Source organism: Clostridia bacterium (assembly GCA_017394805.1).
In the GTDB taxonomy this organism is placed as follows: domain Bacteria; phylum Bacillota; class Clostridia; order Christensenellales; family CAG-1252; genus RUG14300.
This window is the reverse complement of sequence record JAFPXC010000016.1, coordinates 1-22,466: the sequence shown is the minus strand read 5'-3', so window position 1 is coordinate 22,466 and position 22,466 is coordinate 1. Positions and strand designations below refer to the sequence as shown.

Below are 22,466 nucleotides of genomic sequence, written 5' to 3'. Positions count from 1 at the left end.
TCTTGCTATTTAATATAGCCCATCATTTTCATAAATTTGGCGTCTACGACGCGTTCGATGGTGCCGTCCGCGTTGGTCATAGTGATGCGATATTTGTGATCGCCGCCATCCATAACGCGCTCCACCTTGGTGACTTTGCGCCGTCCCATGGCTTCGGCGTCGTATTGTATGCCATGCTCGGGCCACGGGGCGTCCGAAGACGCAACGGCAGCTACGGGGACGACTTTTTTCTTGACGATGCCTTCGCGGAATAAATCACCCCCACTCCCCGTCCTTGTGGTGCCGGAGCGATAGGAAATACAATAGAACTTGCGATATAACACCGCTCGGCGCTCAATGGACGTAACGCCCAACTTGGCGATTTCGTCCGCGGAGACATATTCGTATTTCTCGGCGTCGGCTTCCCACAACTCATCCAAAGAGGAATTCTTGGCGGTGGCATAGCCCTTTTCAACCAATTGGTTGACGTCAAGCACCAAATCGGTGCCGTCTTTCAACTTGACTTGATAGAGATATTGACCGCCGCGCGTCACCTTTTGGAATACCTTGACATCTTTTGCCTTGAGTTCATCCTTGGTGAGGAGCGTAATGGCATTCTTGTGTACGTCGTGCGGTTCTGTTTCGAATATTTGCGGGGCGCCGGGCACCTCGAAAAAGTCCGTCACGTCCAACTTGTCCCGCAGGACGTCCAACACTTGGTCGGCCGTGGGACGCTTGGTCGAATCCTTGAGAAACATCCATTGTAACAACATAGAAAACTTGTTGCCGTTGGCGGGACCGATTTCGAAGTTGAACTTGGGATCGATCACCACGGGACTGTCCTCGTAAACGGCTTGACCGAAAGAACCCGCCGAACCGCCCGACATGGGGAACTGGCGCGTCCACATCTTGTGGAACACGATGCCCAACGTAAAGACGTCGGTCTTGTCCGTAATGGTTTTGGGATCCATCAAATCGGGATCGTCGTCGTATTGCTTGTTGTAGATATACAACTCGGGGCTCTCGTAACCCGCGGAAAAAGGAGCGCCTTCGGCGAAATAGGACGTGCCGTCCGCAAGCGGTTTGACGCCGTAATCGCTGGGATAGGACAAATCAAAGTCGATAAGATAGGGCACGGTTTTCCCACCCTGTTGGGAGAAAAAGAAGTTCTTCTCCTTGAGGTCGCCGTGCGTTACACCCGCCGCGTGCGCCTTGCGAATCAACTCTGCCATATCCATACAAAGCGCCATAAAGTCCGCTTGGCTCAACGTACTGAAATCGTTGTCGTCGGGCAAGCCGTTGGGCACGAAGCGCGTGACGGTGACGAACATATTGGTATCATCGTCCCAAAAGTTGTCTTCCTCTATAACAATGTGATCTTTGTCGAACGAAAATCCTTGCTTCTTAAAACGCGTATTGATTTCTTTTTGCTTGTTTTCCAGTCGACCGGCCTCCGCCATATACTGCGCGTATACGGGCGCAGGCAGACTCTTGGAGGGATACCGAGGACCGAAAGCAAAACGCTTGACAAAGTAGCGATTCCCCCTATGCGTACACAAGATAAACTCGCCGTTGCCCGTTGTATGCCAATTCGCAGCGCCGTCCTTGATAAAAGACGGCTCTATTTCATATTTCTTATGATATTGCATTGTTGAATACCTCGTTGTTGCTTAGTTGGAACTGGCACTTGCACACAGCATCTTAATGATGTCGTCAAACCCGACGTCCGCCATACCGTTTTGCGGCACAACGCTCCTGTGTATGCTACGTTTCATATATCGAACAATCTCCGAATACTTCGTATTATCGGGCGCATACATCAGCAAGCGCTTGCTACGGTCGGTCAAAGTATTGAGATTGCCGCGCTGGCAATTCCACGTCATAAGGAACGTGGATTCGTCGCATTCATTGGGATAGCCCGTACGATTGCGCTTCTCATCAAACCCGATGGCATCCGCATCCGTAAAAAGCAATATGACCTGACGGTCCTTGGCGCCCCGAGCAGTCCAGCGGGTAGTCATGGCCTTATACAAGGCCTCCAAACCGCTCTCCTTGTAGTCACCGCCGCCACGGGGTGTAATACTGTTGAGATAGCGCTCGAAGAGGTCGGTATCGGAGGGCAACTCGAAGAATTCACTTTGTTGGATGGCATCCACGTCGCACTCCAAATCACGGAACGTAATAACCTGAATGCGCAATTCGGTAACCGTGCTGGCATACTCCGTCTGCATCTTGTTGACCACTTCCCGATAGAAGGATTTGGCGTGATTGCGCACATTGTCGATGCACGGCCCCATACTGCTGGTGGCGTCGATGCACATAACGATATCTATTTTTCTCTCTGTTATCGGCATATTGGACATAGTAACCTCCTAAAAATTGTTGCCATTCTTTTTGAGCGTCTCGGCAATCTGTTCGAACGTGCTGGTCAATGCGGAACTACCGCCCACCACCTTGGAGAAGGCGGGCACGGTGCCGATTCGACTAAGAGAAGACTGGCTGGCACCGGTAATGCCTATGGCCAAAATCTCCACGTTGCGGTTGGAGGCAAGTAATCTATCGCGTTCGCGAACCGCCTCGTTTTCGTCGTCGAAGTAGCCGTCCGTTACAAAAATAATACGCACGGGCTTTTGGGCACGAGCCACATCCGACGCAATATAACGGAATGCCTCGGCGGCATCCGTCGAACCGCTATGCCCCGTGAGGCCATCCACGTACAATTGGGAAGCACGATTGATTTCGACGGCATTTGTGGAGTTCTGAAACACGTAGCCCGCGTCCGAACCCCAAGCGACAAAACTGTACACGTTGCCTGCGCCCGATAGCGATTGCACCAATTTGGACACGGCCGCAGCACCTTCCTTGCGGTCACGGTGCTCCATACTGCCTGACTCGTCCATAAGGAAATAGATCTCGCAAGCAGAAGCGGCTGTCGTATTGCTGATTTCCAAAGCCGAGCAATAGATGCATTGATACCACAGTTCGCCTTTCTTTACGGGGCATTGGCGCGACTTGTCCATACTACGGGGCGTGCGCGTACCATCTACGGCATTGGGTTTAAGGTACATAGACACCTCGGGCAAATTGCCCTCGAACGAGGTCTTAATTTCGGCAGCCGTGGCGTCGTCTATCTCATAGAAATTGGTGATTTTGTCATAGCCATTGCTCTTCTCGATAGTAACCAGACCGTATTTATTGGCCTTTTTACAATATACTTTTACATACTTTTTATCTTCCATCTTTTTCCTCCGTAAGATAATACAAAATTATCAGCCCGCATAAATTGGGCAAATACCTCGAACGATATCTTTTGAAATCATTCGGCATTACTCCCATAAGGGGTATTGGAAACAAAAGCGGGCAATGCAACCGAAGTTACATCGCCCGACAACAGAGACCATCAGACCGAAGAAATCGACGATGCAATAATTCTGATTACATCATCGAAGTTCAAATCGCCCAAACCGGCGGAAAGATCGACGGGAATGAATTGACTGCGATTGAGGTCTTTCGCCAAATCCTCATATTTGGTGCCGGCAGGAGCATACATCACCAAACGCTTACATTTCTTTTGCAATTTGAGGTCTCCCTGTGCCATAAACGGAGGCAAAATGCATTCCCACATGGACACGAGGCCATCGCGATCCACCATGTTTTGGGGATAGTTAGGCAACCCCTTGCGTTGGGCATCCATCAAATCCAACGCATCCGCGTCCGTAAACAACACGATTACCTGACGGTCTTTGGGATTTCTGGCATTCCAGTCGGTCGCCATAGCATAATAGAGCGCCTCCAATCCGTTCTCTTCCAAAGACACACCGCCGCCTTCGGCCACGATGCCTTTGAGAAACGCCTCGTATTTGTCCGTGTCCCCGGCGGTCATATCGAACCACTCGCTCTCAATCATAGCATGATCGCCGTCATCCAAATAATCGCGGAAGACAATGACTTTGATGCAAATATCGTCAACGCTGGAATTGTACTCCAAAGTCAATTTTTCCAAAAGGTCCTGATAGAATTTTTGAGCATTTTGCTTCACCATATCGAGGCAAGGCGACATACTGCCGGTGCCGTCGAGACAAAAAACGATGTCTACGTTTCTATTGGTTTGTGGGGTGTTGCTATCCATAGTAAAATCCTCCTTAAGATTTTATTTGTATTTCCTTTGAATATACTCGCCTACGTAGCGAGCTATCGGTCTGGGACTGGGACTGCACATATATTCGGCAAACGCCTCGGCGAAAAACTCGCAGGCGTTGGTCGCCGCGTACTCGGAGACGCCCCTTTTGATTTGGTCCTTGCTGAACCCCTCGTAATAGCGGCGGAAAGTCGGATCGGAGTTGACGCCGCATAGATAGTCCAGCAAATGCCCGACTTCGTGATAGAATATGGAGATGGGCGCGGTGCACCCTTTGGGCTGGGAGCCGTCCGCCAAGTCCCGCTTGGTGCGGGCGTAGCCGAACAAGCCAAAGTCCTCCTCGTCCAACAGCATGGCGTCCAAAAGTCCATGCAAGGTAAGCGCCTGTGCGAGGACGTTGCCTGCGCCGGGAATGCGCTCGTAGGTGGTGTTGTCTATCATGATGAGGCCGGAACTGGCCATATACTCCAAGTCTTTGTCCGAACACACGTCGTTCAACGCAAAACGCCGAACGTAGTAGGCATCCAAAACGGCCAACTTCTGCAATACGAAAATGAGCCCGTCCTTGCTGCCGACGAAGCTCATTTTGGCGCGAAGCCGCGGATAACGATATAAAACGGAAGCCATCGCCTCCACCAGCGCACGCGCAAATTCGGGGTGAAACGCCTTGAAATCGCAATGGTCGCACATATCGTACCGAAGGGCAATGTGCTCAAGCTCCGCAATCGTAGAGGCGCGGCGAACCTCGGCCTGCACCTGAGCGAACGAGCACCGCGCAACGAAAACACGCCCCGCTCTCGCTTGGAAATTCTTGTATTGCTGCGGCGTGAAATGAATAGTGCGCTGAATCATGCTTCCTTTCCCTTCGTAATCGTTGCGACGCGCTTGTGCGTCCACTTGTTATAATAGCATAAAAAACGATTTTCGTCAATACGCATTTATATAAAAGTGAGCGATTCGAGCAAACATTCGCCCGTTTCGGAAACCGAAAACGACCGGGGCCGCGAACTGCCGTCGTCGTCCAACGCGAACGCAACGGATGCGCCGCCCAAAGCGCAGGTTCTCACGCCATTCGGCGGTTTCTGCGGGGCGGAGGGATTTTTGAAAAATGTTGCCGCACCCCCGTTTTTCGTTTGACTTGGGTTTTGGAATGTTGGTATAATCGAACTATAAACCGATGAGGAAGAATAGTAGGCTTCGTCAATGTTGCAAGAGAGCCGCAGGCGGTGGGATTGCGGTCAATACACGGGGTCGAATGGGCTTCCGAGGGCGAACGAACGCCGCAAGGTCAGTAGCAATCGACGGGTGGTTTCCGTGAAAGAACCGCAATAAGTGGACCATAGAGGTCAATTTGGGTGGCACCGCGGTAGCATTATCGTCCCAAAGGGCAAAGGCTCTTTGGGGCTTTTTTGTAGGAGGTGTACGATGAAAAACGAAGAAAGCGTGTTTCGATGGCGAAAAGCCACGGCCTGCGGCGAGGACGCCGAGGCGTAGCAACCCAACCTCAACCGAAAGACGGCAGCCGACAACGGCGCCCAACCGACGAAACGAAAAGGAGAACGAATTATGAACAACGAAATACCGTATAAAATCTATCTAGAAGAAAAGGATATACCCCAACAATGGCTGAACCTACGGGCGTTTATGGCCAAAAAGCCCGCGCCTTTGCTCAACCCGGGCACGCTGAAACCCATGACGGCCGAGGAATTGTCGGCGGTCTTCTGCGAGGAATTGGTGAAGCAGGAACTGGACGAGACCACGCCCTACATCGACATTCCGCAAGAAATACGCGACTTCTACAAGATGTACCGCCCCGCTCCTTTGGTGCGCGCCTACTGCTTGGAAAAAGCGTTGGGCACGCCCGCCAAAATCTACTATAAGTTCGAGGGCAACAATACTTCGGGTTCGCACAAGTTGAACTCGGCCATCGCCCAAGCCTACTACGCCAAGAAGCAAGGGCTGAAAGGAGTCACCACCGAGACGGGCGCGGGACAATGGGGCACCGCTTTGAGTATGGCGTGTAGTTACTTCGGGCTGGACTGCAAGGTCTTCATGGTGAAGGTGAGCTACGAGCAAAAACCCTTCCGCCGTGAAGTGATGCGCACCTACGGCGCCAACGTGACGCCCTCCCCCTCCAATACGACCAATATCGGCCGCAAGATACTGCAAGAGTTCCCCGGCACGACGGGCTCGCTGGGTTGCGCCATATCCGAGGCCGTGGAAGTGGCCGTGGGCACCGAGGGATACCGCTACGTGCTGGGCAGCGTCCTGAACCAAGTGCTGCTGCACCAATCCGTCATCGGGTTGGAGACCAAGACGGCCTTGGATAAATACGGCATCGTGCCCGATATGATCATCGGTTGCGCGGGCGGCGGCAGCAATTTGGGCGGCCTCATCGCGCCCTTTATGGCGGAGAAACTGCAAGGCAAAGCCGACTACCGCATCATCGCCGTGGAACCCGCCAGCTGTCCTTCCTTTACGCGCGGCGTGTACGCCTACGACTTCTGTGACACGGGCAAGGTGTGCCCCTTGGCCAAGATGTACACCTTGGGCTCGTCCTTTATTCCCTCCGCCAACCACGCGGGCGGCCTACGTTACCACGGCATGACCACCACCTTGTCCGAATTGTACGACCAAGGCTTGATGGAAGCGCGCGCGGTCGAACAGACCGAAGTGTTCAAGGCGGCCGAGCAATTCGCCAGAGTGGAAGGCATCTTGCCCGCGCCCGAAAGTTCGCACGCCATCCGAGTGGCCATCGACGAGGCGATGAAGTGCAAGGAAACGGGCGAAGCCAAGACCATCGTCTTCGGTCTCACCGGCACGGGTTACTTCGATATGGTCGCCTATCAAAAGTTCAACGACGGCGAAATGAGCGACTACATTCCCACCGACGAGGATTTGGCGAAAGGCCGCGCGGGATTGCCGAAAGTCGAGTAGAAAAGGGAGAAATCCACGCTTCGCGTGGGAGAAATCCGCCTACGGCGGGAGAAATCTGACTTCGTCAGGTGAAATCCATTCGCAAGCGAATGGGTTGTGGGAAAAAGCACCGAATACCCCCGGTACGTCGGTGCTTTTTTGATACCATATAGCGCTTAAACTGTTCAAGTACAAGCGAAAAAGGACTTCATTTCGACGGGATTTTTGCGTAAAAGAGATGAATGAGAGGGTGTGCAAACGAGGGGAAGTATACCCAGTGTACTCCGTGTACACGGTATGCGTCCACGAGCGCACTGCACGTTTATATTATAAGCATAAAGGTTTTGTAGTTCAATTCGAGGGATAGAGCGCATAATTGTGATGAGTGAATGGGTATGCGAGAGCGCAAGTGCTTCAAATCGACGAGATTTTTGCATTCGTTTCAATTCGAATAATGAGAGATGAAACGGAGATGAGTGAGGGCGTCTTCAAGCGGAAGAGACGAGTGCCTAACGTACTCCTTGTACGTGACGCGAGCGAAGCCGCGAAGATCGTCCGCAATCGCTCCGTTTCGCTTTCATTATTCAAATTCGAGGGATAGAGCGCATAATTGTGATGAGTGAATGGGTATGCGAGCGAAAAAGGGCACATCCAGCGTACTCTGTGTACGTGATGCGCCCTTTGAGTGCATAGCCCGTTCAATCGCGCAAGTATGTGCTCTATCACTCGAATTCGACGGTGGCGGGGGGCTTCGACGTAATATCATACAGCACGCGATTGACGTGCGGAACTTCGTTGACGATGCGGACGGAAGCACGGTCCAACACCTCGTAGGGAATGCGCGTCCAATCGGCCGTCATAAAGTCGTCGGTGGTGACCGAACGCAAGGCGATGGCGTAGTCGTAACTGCGGCCGTCGCCCATCACGCCCACCGAACGCATATTGGTAAGGACGGCGAAGTATTGGCTCATCGACTGCGTAAGCCCCGCGCGGTCTATCTCCTCGCGGAAGATGAAGTCGGCTTGTCGGAGCATATCCAACTTGGCCTTGGTGACGTCGCCGATGATGCGAATGGCCAACCCCGGCCCGGGGAAAGGCTGACGGCTGACCAGATACTCGGGCAACCCTAGCTCGCGCCCCAACGCGCGCACTTCGTCCTTGAACAAGCGGCGCAAAGGCTCGATGATCTCCTTAAACTCCACGTGCGCGGGAAGACCGCCCACGTTGTGGTGGCTCTTAATGACGTCGGCGTTGCCGTTGGACTGCCCGGACTCGATGACGTCGGGATAGATGGTGCCCTGCGCGAGGTAGTCCACGCTGCCGATCCGCTTGCCGACCTCCTCGAACACGCGCACGAATTGCTCGCCGATGATCTTGCGCTTGGTCTCGGGATCGTCCACGCCCGCCAACGCCACGAGGAAGCGATCCTCGGCGTCGATGGACAGGAAGTTGATGTCCCACTTGGCGAAGGCCGCGCGGACCTCGCGCCCCTCCCACATGCGCATAAGGCCGTGATCTACGAAAACGCAGGTCAACCGATTGCCCACCGCCTCGGCGAACAAGGCGGCCGCGACCGAACTGTCCACGCCGCCCGACAAGGCCAACAGCACCTTGCCCTCGCCCACCTTTTGGCGAATGGCGGCGACGGCGGTCTTGGCGTAACTCTGCATACTCCAATCGCCCACGGCGCCGCATACCTCGTAGAGGAAGTTGCGAATCATCTGCCGCCCGTACTCGGTGTGGTTGACCTCGGGGTGGAACTGCACGCCGAAGAAGCGGCGACGCACGTCGGCGACGGCCACGTTGGGGCACTTGTCGCTGTGGGCCACCAACGCGAAGCCCGCGGGTACCTCGGCCATATAGTCGCCGTGGCTCATCCAAGTGACGCTCTCGGCGGGCAACCCTTTGAACAGTACGCATTGGGTGTCGAAATAGGTGACGGTCTTGCCGTACTCGCGGCTGTCGTCCGAGGCGGCCTCGGTGACTTTGCCGCCCAAGTGATGGGCGATGAGTTGGCAGCCGTAGCAAATGCCCAAAACGGGAATGCCGAGCTCGAACACGCCCTCGGCGGGGTGGGGAGACCCCTCTCGGTAGACGCTTTGCGGCCCGCCCGTGAAGATGATGCCGATGGGATCGAACGCCCGAATGGCCGCTATATCCATCGTATGCGGGTGTACCTCGCTGTATACGCCCGCCTCGCGCACCCTGCGCGCAATGAGTTGATCGTACTGACCGCCGAAGTTGAGAATGAGAATGCGTTGATGATCCATATTACCTCTTTTGGCGCGAATAGGCGCCTACGTCATGGGGTTTTTGATGACAAAGCGGCGCCGAAGCGCCGCCTGACTATACTTGTATATCCGTCTTTTTGGGGGTGACGCCCTCGGTGATGGGCGCGATGGCGGCGAGGAAAGCCGTCACCTGCTCGGCCGAACGCCCCGTATAATCGGCGGGGCAAAGTTTGGCCTTAATCTCCTCGGCGGTGAGGCCGAACGTAGGCTCGGCCGCCAAACGCTCGACGAGATCGCAGGCCTCGCCCGCTTTCATCTTGGCCGTGGCACCCATGGACGCTACGCGAATGATCTCGTGTATCGCTTGACGGTCGCCGCCCTTCTTGACGGCCTCCATCATGAGGTTTTCGGTGGCGATAAAGGGCAAATAGGTCTCCACCGCCTTGGCAATGACCGCCTCGTTGACCACCAAGCCGTCCGACACGTTGGCCACCAACCGCAATACGGCGTCGGCCGCCAAAAAGGCCTCGGGCAAAGCGATGCGGCGGTTGGCCGAATCGTCCAAAGTGCGCTCCATCCATTGCACGGAAGCGGTGAGGGGCGCGTTGAGCGCGTCCGTCATAATATAGCGCGACAACGAGCAAATGCGCTCGCACCGCATGGGGTTGCGTTTGTAGGCCATGGCCGACGAGCCGATCTGACTCTTCTCGAACGGCTCCTCTACCTGCCTGTCGTGCTGCAACAGGCGCACGTCGTTGGCCATGTGATAGGCCGACTGCGCGATGGACGACAGCACGCCCAAAATGCGGCTGTCCGCCTTGCGCGGATAGGTTTGGCCGCATACGTCGTAGGTTTTGGCGAACCCGAAGTCGGCGGCGATCAGCCTGTTCATCTCGTCGATCTTGGCGCCGTCCCCGTCGAACAAATCCAAAAAACTGGCCTCGGTGCCCGTGGTGCCGCGACAGCCCAAAAACCTGAGATTAGCCGTCACAAAGTCCAACTCATCCAAATCCGAGACGAAATCCTGTATCCACAAAGTCGCGCGTTTGCCCACGGTGGTGAGCTGGGCGGGTTGGTAGTGCGTGTAGCCCAAAGTGGGCAGATCCTTGTAGCGGTCGGCAAAGCGCGAGAGCAAGGCGATGACGTCCACCAAACCCTTGCGCAACAACGACAGTCCCTCGCGGTACAGCACGAGGTCGGTATTGTCGGTGACGTAGCAACTGGTGGCGCCCAAATGAATGACGCCCGCCGCCTCGGGCGCGGCTACGCCATAGGCGTAGACGTGCGCCATCACGTCGTGACGAACCTCTTTTTCTCTCGCCGCCACCAAGTCGTAGTCTATGTCCGTCAAATGCGCCTCGAGCGCCGCCACTTGCGCCTCGGTGATGGGCAAGCCCAACGCCCGCTCGGCCTTGGCCAAAGAAAGCCACAGCCTGCGCCACGTCGAATAGCGCCTGTCGGCCGAGAATAACTCGCGCATTTCCTGCCCTGCGTAACGCCCCGACAAGGGGGATTGATATACGTCCGTCGTCATAGGCAATCAGCGCACCACGATGCTGTCGCGCTCGGGGCCTACGGACACATAGGTGATGGGACAGCCGATCGCTTTCTCCACATAGAGGACGTAGTCCTTGGCCGCTTGGGGCAACTCGTCCCAACTGCGCACGCCCGAAATGTCCGTCTTCCACCCGTCCATATACTCCACAATGGGCTCGGCCTCTTTGAGCAAGGTGGGGAAGGGGAAATAGTCCACGCGCTTACCCGCGACCTTGTACGCCGCGCATACGGGAATCTTGTCCATATAACTCAATACGTCCAACTTGGTGAGCGCGATCTCGGTGGCGCCCTGCACCTCTACGCCGTAGCGCGTGGCCACCACGTCCACGGGGCCCACTCGGCGGGGTCTGCCCGTCTTGGCACCGTACTCGAAGCCCGCCTCGCGCAAAGCGTCCGCCTCCGCGCCGAACATCTCGCACACGAAGGGCCCTTCGCCCACGCAGGTGGAATAGGCCTTGACTACGCCCACGACTTTGTCTATCTTGGCCGAGGGGAACCCCGAACCGATGGGCGCGTAGGCCGCCAACGTGTTGGACGAGGTGGTGTAGGGCACGATGCCGAAGTCCAGGTCGCGCAAAGAGCCGAGCTGCGCCTCGAACAATATCTGCTTGCCCGCCGCCTGCGCCTCTTTGAGAAAGGCACCCGTATCGGTGACGTAGGCCTTGATGGGCTCGCAATAGTCGCGAAGCCACGCCTCGAGCATATCCATCGTGTACGGCTCCGCGCCGTACACCTTTTCGATAGTGAGATTCTTCCACTCCAACAAGTCGCGCAAGTGCGCGCGCAGGGCGTCGGGATAGAAAAGCTCGCCCGCCAACACCGTCTTCTTTTGGTATTTGTCGGCGTAGAAGGGCGCGATGCCCTGCTTGGTGGAGCCGTACTTCTTGTCGGCGAGACGCTTCTCCTCCAACTCGTCCTGCATACGATGCCAGGGGAGCAACAGGGAGGCGCGGTCGCTGATTTTGAGATTGTCGGGCGTCAAAGCCACGCCCTTAGACTGCGTTTCGCGTATCTCGGTAAGAAGATTTTGGGGGTCCAGAGCAACGCCGTTGCCGAGGATGTTGACGACGCCTTTGCGGAATACGCCCGAGGGCAACAAATGCAAGGCGAATTTGCCATATTCGTTGATGACCGTATGCCCCGCGTTGCCGCCGCCCTGAAAGCGCACGACCACGTCGTAATGCTCGGTGAGCAGATCCACCATGCGACCTTTGCCTTCGTCGCCCCAATTAATCCCTACGATTGCACAATTAGCCATAATTCTCCTTCGATGCGTCCGCCCCGCGTGCGGCAAGGAACGGACGGATGTTTTGCACCGCACTCAACTATTATACCACACCACGGCGGATTTGCAATACGCGCACGCGTTTTTGTATGACCGTTTCCTTATGCCGTGCTATAAGTCGGCCTTATGGCGAGGAATGAAAAGCCCGAAGATTGCTTATACTTTGAGTGGGCGACCGGGCAAAATGCCCCAAAACGTTGACAAGGTCTGTGACGAAAGACTACAATATGAGTATGGAAAAAGTCATTGACCGCGACAAACGAATACTCGGCGTGAGCGGCGTCGGCATAGGCGCCAACGTCCTATTGGTGGCAGGCAAAATCACCGTGGGGCTTTTGGCGCGCTCGGTGAGTATCGTGGCGGACGGCTTCAACAACCTGACTGACGCCATGTCGTCCATCGTCACCATGATCGGCACGCGGATAAGCGGCAAACGCCCCGACAAAAAACACCCGTTCGGCCACGGCAGAATGGAATTCGTCACCGCGTCCATCATCGGCATCCTCATCTTCATCGCGGGCTTTTCGGCGATATACAGTTCGGTGCGCGACCTCGTGGAAGGCAGCGAGCCTACCTACGACGCGTACGCGTTCGTCGTCATCGGCATAGCGACCGCGGTCAAGGTGGCGTTGGGACTGTTCTTCCGCTACCAAGGGAAGAAGGTAAACAGCGACGTGCTACGGGCAAGCGGCACGGACGCGTTGTGGGATAGCGTATTGTCCGCGGGCACCTTGGTCGGCGCGGGGGTTTCGTACGGCGCGGGCGTGCACCTCGAGGGCTATATCGGTATCGCCATCGGTTTGTTTATATTGAAATCCGCGATAGACGTCTTCCGCAAGTCGGTATCCAAGATCATCGGCGAGCGCGCGGACGCCGAATTGGTGAAGAATATGACCGCCGATATCGCCCGGCACCCCGCCGTCAAGGGCGTGTACGACCTCATCATCAACAACTACGGCGTGGACCGCAACGTGGCGGGCGTGCACGTGGAAGTGGCGGACAATATGACGGCACGAGGAATACAGCAAATGGAGAGAGAAATCGCCTATATGTGCTACGAAAAGTACCACACCGTCATCACCGTCGGCGTGTACGCCGAACACAGCGAAACGCCCTTCGCCCGCGAAATGCGCGAAAAGGTATACGCGATTACGGCGAAATTTGCCTCCATACTGCAAACGCACGGCTTCTTCATCGACGAAGTAAACCGTACCGTCAGCGTGGATATCATCATCGACTTCGACGAGCCCGATTGCGACCGTATCGTGAACGAAGTCAAGGAAGCCATAGAGGGCATACTGCCCGACTACCGCGTCATCGTCATCGTGGACCGCGACTACACCGTATCCTGAGGAACCTATGAAAGTAACCTTCAATCCCGATAAAGAAATTGTCAAGACCGTGCAGGAAGGGCTCGCCGCTACGGGCGGCTACTGTCCCTGCCGCCGCGAACGCACCGAGGACACAAAATGCATGTGCAAGGAGTTCCGCGACCAGATCAAAGACCCCGAATACGAAGGGTTTTGCCATTGTCTTTTGTACTATAAATCCAAATAAACCGTTAATCCCGTCCATCTGCCCCGCCCCGAGCACGATTCTTGTGCAAATTTTTGCATTTTTTCGTCTTTTGCCGTTGCGAAGACGAGCCGCGCCGCCTATATGTACTATGCGATAGTTGCCGAGATTGACGAGGTCATTCGGCGGATAAGGGGAAAAGTATCGCTTTTGCTTTTCGAGGGGGACGCCGACGCGCCCCACGCCAATCTCTGCAACCGCAAATACAATAACCCAAGCGGGCAAGGAGGAAATTATGAAACAAAACGTTTACGAAGCAATCAAACTCATCGAGCAAGTGACCGCATCGCGCTTCTACACCGAACGCGGCCGCAACGCCTTGATCGAAACCGTTGCCTACGCCATGTTTTTGTCCGCTGAGGAGAAATACAAGGTGACGGCAGCCCAGCAAACCCAATACGTCAATCTGCAAGAAGTGCGCAACGCTTTGCTGCTTTTGGTCGGCATTCGCCACTCGGAAGAGGCCGGCGCCGTGCTCAAAGCGCGCGCCGAAGTGCTGGAAGCCCATCAACGCACCCAACTCCCCTACTACGACAAGAGCGGCTGGCTGGTGTACGTACACGGCGCGGACGACGGCGCGGCGAGAGACGACGCGCAATTCGAGGTGGCCTGCTTCCTGTGCGCCACCAATCACGAGGAAGAGGCCTATACCAAATTCGTGCGCCTTAGCAAAAACGGCAATCTGTCGGCTTTGTGGCTGGCCTTGGGGCTGACGCGAAAGCTCGGCAAAACCGAGGACGAAGCAAGACTCTTGTCCGAACTCAACTCGCTCTACGAAGAGGGCGTGTTGGACTACTTGCCCGACGAGGCCGCCGCGCGTATGCATGACCTGCAAAAACAGGGCTATCAATGCACCGCGTCGACCGGCTACGGCAAGAACAAGATCGGGTTCTAACGCCCAAAGGAGGTACACCATGCAAGACTTCCACAACGAAGTATATGAAGCAACCAAAGAACTCAACCGCGACTTCCACGAAGCGCAGACCTTGCTGACGGTGGACTCCGAGGACGAATGCTTGCGCCGCGTGGACTTCGACAAGCCCTATGATACCCAAGGCGGCATCGCCGTGGCCAACTACGTCCGCGACGGCGTCCGCACCTACTTGGTGGCACCCCCCTCGCACACCTTGCTGGTCGGCTCTACCGGCTCGGGCAAAACGCAATCTTTCTATATGCCCCAAGTGGATTTCTTGGCCAAGAGCACGGACAAGCCCTCTATGCTCATCATGGACAGCAAACACGAAATCTACCGCGAAAAAGCCGAGATGCTCAAACGGCAAGGCTACAAGGTGATCGTGCTGGACGGCAGCCGTCCGTACAGTTCGGACAAGTACAACCCCTTGGGGTTGGTGTGGCGCTCGTTCCACCGCGCCGAGGACGCAAAAAAACAACTCTCGGAGCAAATCGACGCGCCCTACACCTTCCGCGGGAAGGACTACGGCGAGGATAAGCAATCCTGGCTCATCGACGTCAACGCCTTCATCAACAAGGAAGTGGACTTCTACAACAGCCTCATCCCCCTCATCGTGGAGACCATGATCCCCATCCCGCCCACCGTGCGCGACCCCTCGTGGGATTACGGCTCGCGTGAAATCACCACGCTCACCCTTTTGGCGATGCTCGAAGACAGCCTGGTGCCCTCGCGCGGCATGACCGAGGAAAAATACTCGCTGTACAACATGGTCAACGTCATCAATTCGCGCCAAGAGGACTGCGAAACCCTGACCGACTACGTGCAACTGCACGACCGCAATTCGCCCGTGCGCCGCTTGGAAAACTACGTGGCGTCCAAGGCCAAAATCACGCGCGACAGCTTTTTGATGTGCACCATCAACCACCTCAACCGCGTGGTCAACCACTCCTGCAACCTGCTCACCTGCGGCAACGATATCTGCATCGAGGACGTGGTCAACAACCTGGACAAGCCCACCGCCATCTTCCTCATCGTGGACAACACCAACGAGGCTACGCACATGGTGTGCAATCTGTTCTTGCGCCAGCTGATGGCCGAACTGCAACACAAGGGCGACGAGAATCCGCAATACGACTTCCACGTACTGTGGGACGAATTTGCGACGAGCGGTATGACCGTGTCCAATATCGGCAACTGGATCACCACTATGCGTTCGCGCCGCGTTTGGTTCCACTTGGGCGTGCAAAGCTACCAACAGTTGGACTCGCTGTACACAAAAGAGACGCGTATCAACATCGCGGGCAACTCCAAGCTCATCTTCTGCGGCTCCAACGACAGCCAAACCCTCAAGGAAGCGGCCGAATCCTTCGGGCAGACCATCGGCACGGCGACGTCCTACTCGGTGTCCAACACGGGCGATATCCATATGTCCGTGCAACCCGCCAACGTGCCCGTGGTGCGCGTGTCCGACCTCGCTATGCTGCACCTCGGCCAAGCCTACGTGCGCCTCTTCGGCGAGAACGGCAACAAGCAACTGCGCACGCAGTTGGATCCCAACTTCCGCTATCCCGAGTTCGCCCACGGCAACGCCGTGCCCCAAGTGTCGTCCAAGTATATCAACGTGGATATCCGCGCCACCTTCTACGACATCGAGGCGGTCGTCAATGCGGAAGAAAATTCGGACGACAAGCCCAAAGGGCATTGGGACTTCTTCTAAGACCAAACCCGCAAAAAAACAAAGGCACAGAACGCTCGGTGCCTTTTTTACGTTTCCGCATACGAGAACGGAAGCGACTAAAAATCGTCGTCCACGGAATCTTCCATCGGTAGTATTTTTTCGTACAGGAATTTGGCAAATTCGCAACTCGAATAGGCGGCAAAGCGCTGATAATCGTCCGACTTCTTGCTGTCGGCGAAGTCGCATACGCTCTTGACGATGAGGGGCGTGGGCCTGGGATCGCTGGCGTGATTGGCCGCGTAGACCACCGCATACGATTCCATATCCAGCCCCGCCGTGGTGTGGTATTGCGAATAAATTTGTTTTTCCAACAACTCGCGGCTGGCGACCACGGTACTGCCGCAAGCCATAGGGCCGATATAGGCGTGGCAGGGGTTTTCGGGCGAGGATACGGCCGCCTGCAAATAGGGTACAATCTCCTCGGGAATGGCCTCAGACGTGGAACGGGGCAAAAAGCCCAAATTGCCATACACGATCTTGGCCTTTTCGGGACTGACGAACTTGCCGGCGGCGTAATTCCACACGACGTCGGGCAATATGACGTCTCCGTACATTTGCTCTTCTATATCGGATTTGGCGATACCTGCGGCGATGCCCACCATGATGAGATAGCGGGGGCGGAAGGTATAAATGATTTTCATCGCCGTGGCGGCCGCCGCCGTCATGCCCATTTCGGCGATTTTGGCGTGCACCAACGAGTAGGTCTTGCCGTCACGCTCGAAGGTGGCGACGTCGTATATTTGCTCGTCGTGGGGGAAAGTCTTTGCTTTCCAATTGTGAAAGTGCAATACCGCGTTGAATTCCGTCGTCGTGACCGACAATAGGGCTACGTCCGTATTAAAAGTCTTTTTCATAGCGTCACCTCTTCCCTTGTATTCGAAGCATAACGTGCAATCAAAGCGCACCGATAGTTGTATTATAGCCATAATCCGTTTGCCTGTCAAGGCGGCGGGGCGAAGTGGCCGAAGCGGGTTCGCGCGGGGTTGGGACGCCGCCGAAAAGACTTGAACGTTGCCGCAGAGTGTGATATACTATGCGTATGACTGTCCGCGACGCCAACGCACGATATACCGCCTACCGCATCGTACACGCCGTATTCACGGCGCTTTGTTTCGGCGCGGCGTTGGGCGGGCTTATATACGCCCTCATCGCTTTGAACGATATGCCCGACACGGTGGGGTATCACTTCGCCCAAAACGGCTATTTCGACCTCTTCGGCGACAAGCGCATCGCCTTTCTGCACCCCGTCATCGCCGAGTGGCTGCTGCTCGCGATCTTCAACCTCGTGGCGTTCGGCGCCTACCGCACCAAACCCCTCAAACTCTTTTCGCCTGCGGGCAATCGGCGTATCGCCGACCTCGTAGCCGCCACGTGCGACTTGCTGTGTCTGGCGACCGCCGTCATCTTCGGCCATTGGATATACTGCGTGGCCGAGCAAACGCCCCTACGCGTCACCTTCGTAGAGGTGCCTTTTACTCTCGCCATAGCCGCCGTCGCCCTACTCGTCGTGGGGCTTTTGGTCGCGATTATCTGCTTACGTATACGGGCAAACCGCGCCAAACGCACCCCATAAACGCCACCGCTCGACGCAAATAATATTCACAAATCGTCAAATATACTTGCCACCGCCGCGCTTTTGCGCTACAATAATACCGACCCCACGCGGAAGCATATCGAAGTGGTCATAACGAGGCGGTCTTGAAAACCGTTTGGGCGCAAGCCCACGGGGGTTCGAATCCCTCTGCTTCCGCCAGACGGAAATAATACGAACATCGAAAACAATTCGAAGTTCGTATTATTCTTTTTTAACGACTATTTCGGTGTAAGGATAAACCGATGAATACGAAAAGAAACGGAAATCCGAGCAATCGTTTGCTCGGATTTCCGTTTCATACTATTACTGCGTTTATCAGATGACAAAAACGATCGGATCCTTCGTAATAGATTTCAAATTCACCGACAATGGTGATTGTGCTGCCTGCTTCGGGATATCCGAACGGGTAATCAGGATTGCCGTATAAAACAAACTCGATTCCTTGTGAGCAGCAAGCCGTCGCGTCTTTTATGATGACGGCAGGATAATAAAGTTTTGTCTCGTTACTGTAAAAAGCGGAAAATGGTCCTTGCATTTTCACGATTTTACCTTCATATCTTGAAGGGTTATACAGCATATCGTAAACTTGCGAATAAGCGATTGTCCCGCTCATAACGGACAAGTCCACGTCGATAGTATCATATTTTATTGTCGGAATGTCCGTGTTTGTCGATTGTTCTTGAATGTTATCCCCTTGACCAATACTTGGATTATCCGTTTTTTCGGGAGCAACGATTTTCCCGGTGTTTTCTCCGCAAGAGCATAATAACAAAAGACTGCACAGTAATACTAAAAATAGCGTTTTTTTCATATTTAACTCCTTATTTCACTTTATCGGCAAATCTTGATAATGAACCGACACACCAGCACACCAAAAATACCGCTATATCCGCAACGACGATTGTCGGACCTACCGGTGTTCCCCAAACAATAGACGCCAATATCCCGAGCAGCGCGCAAGCAACGGAAATTACAGCAGAGCATATCGTTACCGCCTTAAAGTTCTTAAATATCCGCATCGCCGAAAGCGCGGGGAATATTATCAAAGCCGATATCAAAAGCGACCCTACGAGATTCATCGCAAGAACGATGACCACGGCAATAATAATTGCGATTACAAGATTATAAACGTTAGCCTTCGTTCCCGTGGCGTTCGCAAAGTTTTCATCGAACGTAACGGCAAATATTTTATTATAAAAGAACACAAAGACCAAAACGACGACAACGGATAACGCAAAGCACAACCACACTTCCGTTTGAGAAAGCGTCAGGATAGAAGTCGATCCGAACAGCGTCGTGCATACGTCCGCTGAAATGTTCGACGAAGTAGGAAACAAATTCATTAGAAGATAACCAACGGCAAGCGCGCCTACCGAGATCATCGCTACGGAAGCGTCGCCTTTGATTTTTGCGTTTTGCCCCGATTTCAAAAGTAGCACGGCGCAAACGATTGTTACGGGCATAACGATGAGCATTTCATTTGTCAGCCCGACAACAGCCGCAACAGCCATTGCGCCGAATGCAACGTGAGAAAGTCCGTCCCCGATAAACGAAAAACGTTTGAGAACGAGCGTTACGCCGAGAAGCGAAGAACAAAGGGCGATCAAAACACCGACTATGAGCGCATAGCGAACAAACGGAAATCCGAAATATAATTGCAATTTTTCAAACATATCAGCCATTGTCCTTGTCTCCTATATGAATAAACCGTTTTCCGATCTCGCTTGAAACGTAATCGTCTTTTGTTCCGAAAAACGAACTGCTACCGATATGAAGGATTTTATTTGCATATTCGACAGCGGCGTGAATATCGTGTGAAATCATAATAATGGTTGTGCCTTCTTTATTAAGATTTTCGATAAGTTCATACATTTCGCCCGTAACTTTCGGATCAAGTCCTGCAACGGGCTCGTCTAACAGCAAGATTTTCCTTGTAGCGCATAATGCACGTGCAAGTAAGACTCGCTGTTGTTGTCCGCCCGAGAGTTCTCTGTAAGAGCGTTTTTCAAATCCTTTCAGTCCCATTCTTTCAAGATTAAGACGGGCAAGTTCCTTTTCTTTTTTGTTATAAAACGGTCTTAATCCCATTCCCGATAAACAACCCGATAGAACTACCTCCCAAACCGATGCGGGGAAATCTCTTTGCACAACGGTCTGTTGCGGGAGGTAGCCTATCTCGTTCTTTTTTAGCCCGTCTCCCGTGTTTATTTCACCCGATATCGGTTTTATAAGCCCAAGCAAGGTTTTGATAAGCGTTGATTTACCGGCGCCGTTTTCTCCGACGATAGCGAGATAATCCCCCGTTTCTATTTCAAAATTCAGATTGCCGATGACAACGCTGTTGTCATATCCGATACAAAGGTTTTTGCACGAGAGTTGAGCCATAATGATTCTCCTTATCCGAGCGCTTCGGTCAAAACCGCAAGGTTATCTTGCATTACTTTCAGATACGTTCTGCCTGCGGCGTACTCTTTTTTCGTTGCGGATTGCAATGAATCCATAGTCAAAATCTTTTGATTTTTGGCGGTAGTATTTTCTTTAATCGTTTGCGCAATACTACCATCGGAACTCTCTATTTTCAAAATAGCGGTAAGTCCGAGTTCGTCAACTTTGCCTGCAAGGAAAACTATGGTTTCAAAACTTGCTTCCGTTTCGGCGGAGCAACCTACGAAAGCGGCGTAATATGAAATCTCATAGTCGTCAACAAGATAACGGAAAGGGAATCTGTCGCCGAACAATAACGTTTTTGTCGTTGCGGCTGCAACTGCCTGCTCATATTGATTATCCAACGCCGACAATTTGCCGCTATAATCCTTGGCATTGCTTTCATATGCGGAAGCGTTATCTTTGTCGATTTTGCCGAGTGCGGAAGCAATCTCGTTGACAAAAATCACTGCATTTTTGAGAGAAAGCCAAACGTGTTCGTCATATTCCGTTTCTTCCTCCTCGTCGTCATGTTCTTCCCCTTCATCGTGATCGTGTTCTTCGCCTTCCATACCTTCGACGATCTCTTCTTCTTTCGCCTTGTCTCCGAGGGTTTCAAGGAGATTGATGACGATCATGTTTGGGTTCGTTGCATTTTTCAATGCGTCGTCGACCCATTCGTCGGATTCGCCGCCGACGTAAATAAACAAATCGCAAGTGGCAATTTTCGCTATATCTGCAACTGTGGGTTGGTAACTGTGAAGATCAGCGCCGCTATCTAATAAAAGCGCAACTTCGGCATTGTCTATTTGGTCGCCGAGTACGTTCATCGTCCAATCGTACTCCGAAAATACGGTCGTTACGATTTTAATTTTTTCACTGTTTTTTTGAGAACCGGAGCAAGCCGACAAAACGCCGATTCCGGAAATAAGAGTGCATAGCACAATAAACATTACAATTATTTTTTTCATAATAAAAACCTCCGAAATGATAATAAAAGGGCATAAAAATGGCAAGGGGACTGCATATTGCCCAAAACACACAAAAACATCTATCTTAAAAAAGATAGATTACTCCCTTGCTTTTTGACTTTTAAAATCAATTCGAAAGTTTGACTTTTAACGTTATAAGAGAAGAAACGGATTGCGCTTCATTGTTAACGTATAATGATTTTACAATCCCGAAAACAAGCGCGGCGCAGATTACGACAGCCGAACCGATCAGAGACAAACCTTTAATCGTGTCCGAAACGATAGCGATTATCTCACAAATCGGGCAGTCTTCGCCCGAACATTCGTGGTCCGCTTCCGCAATAACGAAAATATGAGAAAAAAGCATAACAAAAACAAATAAAATTGTTAATGCAATTGCCGCTTTCTTTCTCGTTGTCATCTCGGTTTATCTCCTTTCAGCCTCCGCATTTTTTACATAAGCCGTATATTACGGTTTCATCGTTATCAATTATAAAATTATCTTCATCCTTTAAGTTTTTTGCAAGGCGCTTGCTCACATTCGGGGAAATATGAGTCGTCTTGCCGCACTTTATACAGGAAATATGGATCTGTCCTTTGCATTCGTCGTTGTCTATATACTGATAGTACGTTTTGCGATCTCCGATTTTGCTTGTTCTGCGTAGTTTTCCTTCTTTTTCAAGTAAAAGCAAATTGCGGTAAATAGCACTTTCGCTGATTTGACGTTCTCTTAACTCGTTTATTACTTCTACCGTGGAAACGCTCTGATCTATATGTCGGGCAAAAAAATCAAGAAGAATTTGTCTTTGTTGTGTATTGTAATTCTGCATAACTCCTCCGCCCCAATTTGCAACTTATTTGCAAATTATTATAGCAATTGAAAAGGATTTTGTCAAGACTTTTTTGTATTATAACGGCAAAATGCGTATGCAAAAAGACTGCCTACAATAAAAATCTGTGTTCGCACAAACTCTCTCTGCTTCCGCCACAAAAAGGAGGCTACGTGAAGTGAACCCCATTTGGGACACTCAATAAAAAAACGCTTAACAGGAAGGGATTAAGTTCTCTTCCTGTTTTTTATGCGTTTTGTATTGTAAAACTCTATCCAATCTTCAACAAGGGCTATATATTCTTCCAAACTTGTG

General features: G+C 53.0%; 21 protein-coding genes, 1 tRNA gene and 1 other annotated feature. Of the genes, 7 read left to right on the top strand and 15 right to left on the bottom strand.

All coding sequences use genetic code 11. The features are described 5' to 3' along the window. Positions 1–5: 5 nt before the first annotated feature. From II896_04520 to II896_04500, 5 genes are all read right to left on the bottom strand, one after another. Positions 6–1,628 carry a hypothetical protein gene (locus tag II896_04520; GenBank protein ID MBQ4443909.1) on the bottom strand — a complete coding sequence of 541 codons (1,623 nt, stop codon included), beginning with the start codon at positions 1,626–1,628 and terminating at the stop codon, positions 6–8. A 21-nt stretch (positions 1,629–1,649) separates the two neighbouring features. Beyond that, on the bottom strand, positions 1,650–2,333 hold the full coding sequence (locus II896_04515) for a VWA domain-containing protein (protein ID MBQ4443908.1): 684 nt from the start codon (positions 2,331–2,333) through the stop codon (positions 1,650–1,652). A gap of 18 nt (positions 2,334–2,351) precedes the next feature. Beyond that, the gene (locus tag II896_04510; protein MBQ4443907.1) at positions 2,352–3,218 is read right to left on the bottom strand and encodes a VWA domain-containing protein; all 867 of its coding nucleotides are present in this window, start codon (positions 3,216–3,218) and stop codon (positions 2,352–2,354) included. A gap of 161 nt (positions 3,219–3,379) precedes the next feature. Beyond that, the gene (locus tag II896_04505) at positions 3,380–4,108 is read right to left on the bottom strand and encodes a VWA domain-containing protein (GenBank protein MBQ4443906.1); all 729 of its coding nucleotides are present in this window, start codon (positions 4,106–4,108) and stop codon (positions 3,380–3,382) included. Positions 4,109–4,129: 21 nt separating this feature from the next. Further along, on the bottom strand, positions 4,130–4,969 hold the full coding sequence (locus II896_04500) for a hypothetical protein (GenBank protein MBQ4443905.1): 840 nt from the start codon (positions 4,967–4,969) through the stop codon (positions 4,130–4,132). A gap of 316 nt (positions 4,970–5,285) precedes the next feature. Further along, positions 5,286–5,503, top strand: a binding site (T-box leader). Between the two features lie 177 nt (positions 5,504–5,680). Between II896_04500 and II896_04495 the strand changes: the two genes are divergently transcribed. Next, entirely contained in the window at positions 5,681–7,054 is a 1,374-nt protein-coding gene (locus tag II896_04495; GenBank protein MBQ4443904.1) for a TrpB-like pyridoxal phosphate-dependent enzyme, read from the top strand. Positions 7,055–7,755: 701 nt separating this feature from the next. Here the strand turns inward: II896_04495 and guaA are convergent. The 3 genes from guaA to II896_04480 form a co-directional block, all read right to left on the bottom strand. Continuing rightward, entirely contained in the window at positions 7,756–9,303 is a 1,548-nt protein-coding gene (guaA, locus tag II896_04490) for a glutamine-hydrolyzing GMP synthase (protein ID MBQ4443903.1), read from the bottom strand. Positions 9,304–9,379: 76 nt separating this feature from the next. Next, positions 9,380–10,798, bottom strand: a complete 1,419-nt coding sequence (locus II896_04485; protein ID MBQ4443902.1) for an adenylosuccinate lyase — start codon at positions 10,796–10,798, stop codon at positions 9,380–9,382. Positions 10,799–10,804: 6 nt separating this feature from the next. Further along, positions 10,805–12,079, bottom strand: coding sequence for an adenylosuccinate synthase (locus II896_04480; protein ID MBQ4443901.1), 1,275 nt, complete (start codon positions 12,077–12,079; stop codon positions 10,805–10,807). 260 nt (positions 12,080–12,339) lie between these two features. Here II896_04480 and II896_04475 point away from each other — a divergent pair, with 260 nt between their 5' ends. From II896_04475 to II896_04460, 4 genes are all read left to right on the top strand, one after another. Beyond that, complete coding sequence (locus tag II896_04475) at positions 12,340–13,458, top strand: cation transporter (GenBank protein ID MBQ4443900.1); 1,119 nt, start codon at positions 12,340–12,342, stop codon at positions 13,456–13,458. Positions 13,459–13,465: 7 nt separating this feature from the next. Beyond that, positions 13,466–13,663 (top strand): ferredoxin thioredoxin reductase catalytic beta chain, encoded by a 198-nt coding sequence (locus II896_04470; GenBank protein MBQ4443899.1) that lies wholly within the window; start codon positions 13,466–13,468, stop codon positions 13,661–13,663. Positions 13,664–13,916: 253 nt separating this feature from the next. Continuing rightward, positions 13,917–14,576, top strand: a complete 660-nt coding sequence (locus II896_04465; protein ID MBQ4443898.1) for a hypothetical protein — start codon at positions 13,917–13,919, stop codon at positions 14,574–14,576. 19 nt (positions 14,577–14,595) lie between these two features. Further along, positions 14,596–16,311: a type IV secretory system conjugative DNA transfer family protein gene (locus tag II896_04460; protein ID MBQ4443897.1), complete on the top strand. Its 1,716-nt coding sequence runs from the start codon at positions 14,596–14,598 to the stop codon at positions 16,309–16,311. Between the two features lie 77 nt (positions 16,312–16,388). Here II896_04460 and II896_04455 read toward each other — a convergent pair whose 3' ends face one another. Further along, entirely contained in the window at positions 16,389–17,186 is a 798-nt protein-coding gene (locus II896_04455) for a hypothetical protein (GenBank protein ID MBQ4443896.1), read from the bottom strand. 185 nt (positions 17,187–17,371) lie between these two features. Here II896_04455 and II896_04450 point away from each other — a divergent pair, with 185 nt between their 5' ends. Together II896_04450 and II896_04445 are read left to right on the top strand one after the other, a co-directional pair. Continuing rightward, entirely contained in the window at positions 17,372–17,905 is a 534-nt protein-coding gene (locus tag II896_04450) for a hypothetical protein (protein MBQ4443895.1), read from the top strand. Positions 17,906–17,996: 91 nt separating this feature from the next. After that, positions 17,997–18,085 (top strand) — tRNA-Ser (locus tag II896_04445). Between the two features lie 136 nt (positions 18,086–18,221). On the opposite strand, the gene II896_04440 is transcribed toward II896_04445, so the two are convergent. The 6 genes from II896_04440 to II896_04415 form a co-directional block, all read right to left on the bottom strand. After that, positions 18,222–18,737, bottom strand: coding sequence for a hypothetical protein (locus II896_04440; GenBank protein MBQ4443894.1), 516 nt, complete (start codon positions 18,735–18,737; stop codon positions 18,222–18,224). A gap of 10 nt (positions 18,738–18,747) precedes the next feature. After that, positions 18,748–19,608, bottom strand: a complete 861-nt coding sequence (locus II896_04435) for a metal ABC transporter permease (GenBank protein MBQ4443893.1) — start codon at positions 19,606–19,608, stop codon at positions 18,748–18,750. Continuing rightward, positions 19,601–20,311: an ABC transporter ATP-binding protein gene (locus II896_04430; protein ID MBQ4443892.1), complete on the bottom strand. Its 711-nt coding sequence runs from the start codon at positions 20,309–20,311 to the stop codon at positions 19,601–19,603. Before II896_04430 ends, II896_04435 begins: the two co-directional genes overlap by 8 nt. 11 nt (positions 20,312–20,322) lie before the next feature. After that, complete coding sequence (locus II896_04425; GenBank protein MBQ4443891.1) at positions 20,323–21,321, bottom strand: zinc ABC transporter substrate-binding protein; 999 nt, start codon at positions 21,319–21,321, stop codon at positions 20,323–20,325. A gap of 127 nt (positions 21,322–21,448) precedes the next feature. Continuing rightward, positions 21,449–21,742 carry a hypothetical protein gene (locus II896_04420; protein MBQ4443890.1) on the bottom strand — a complete coding sequence of 98 codons (294 nt, stop codon included), beginning with the start codon at positions 21,740–21,742 and terminating at the stop codon, positions 21,449–21,451. Between the two features lie 16 nt (positions 21,743–21,758). Further along, positions 21,759–22,151, bottom strand: a complete 393-nt coding sequence (locus II896_04415; GenBank protein ID MBQ4443889.1) for a transcriptional repressor — start codon at positions 22,149–22,151, stop codon at positions 21,759–21,761. Positions 22,152–22,466 lie beyond the last annotated feature (315 nt).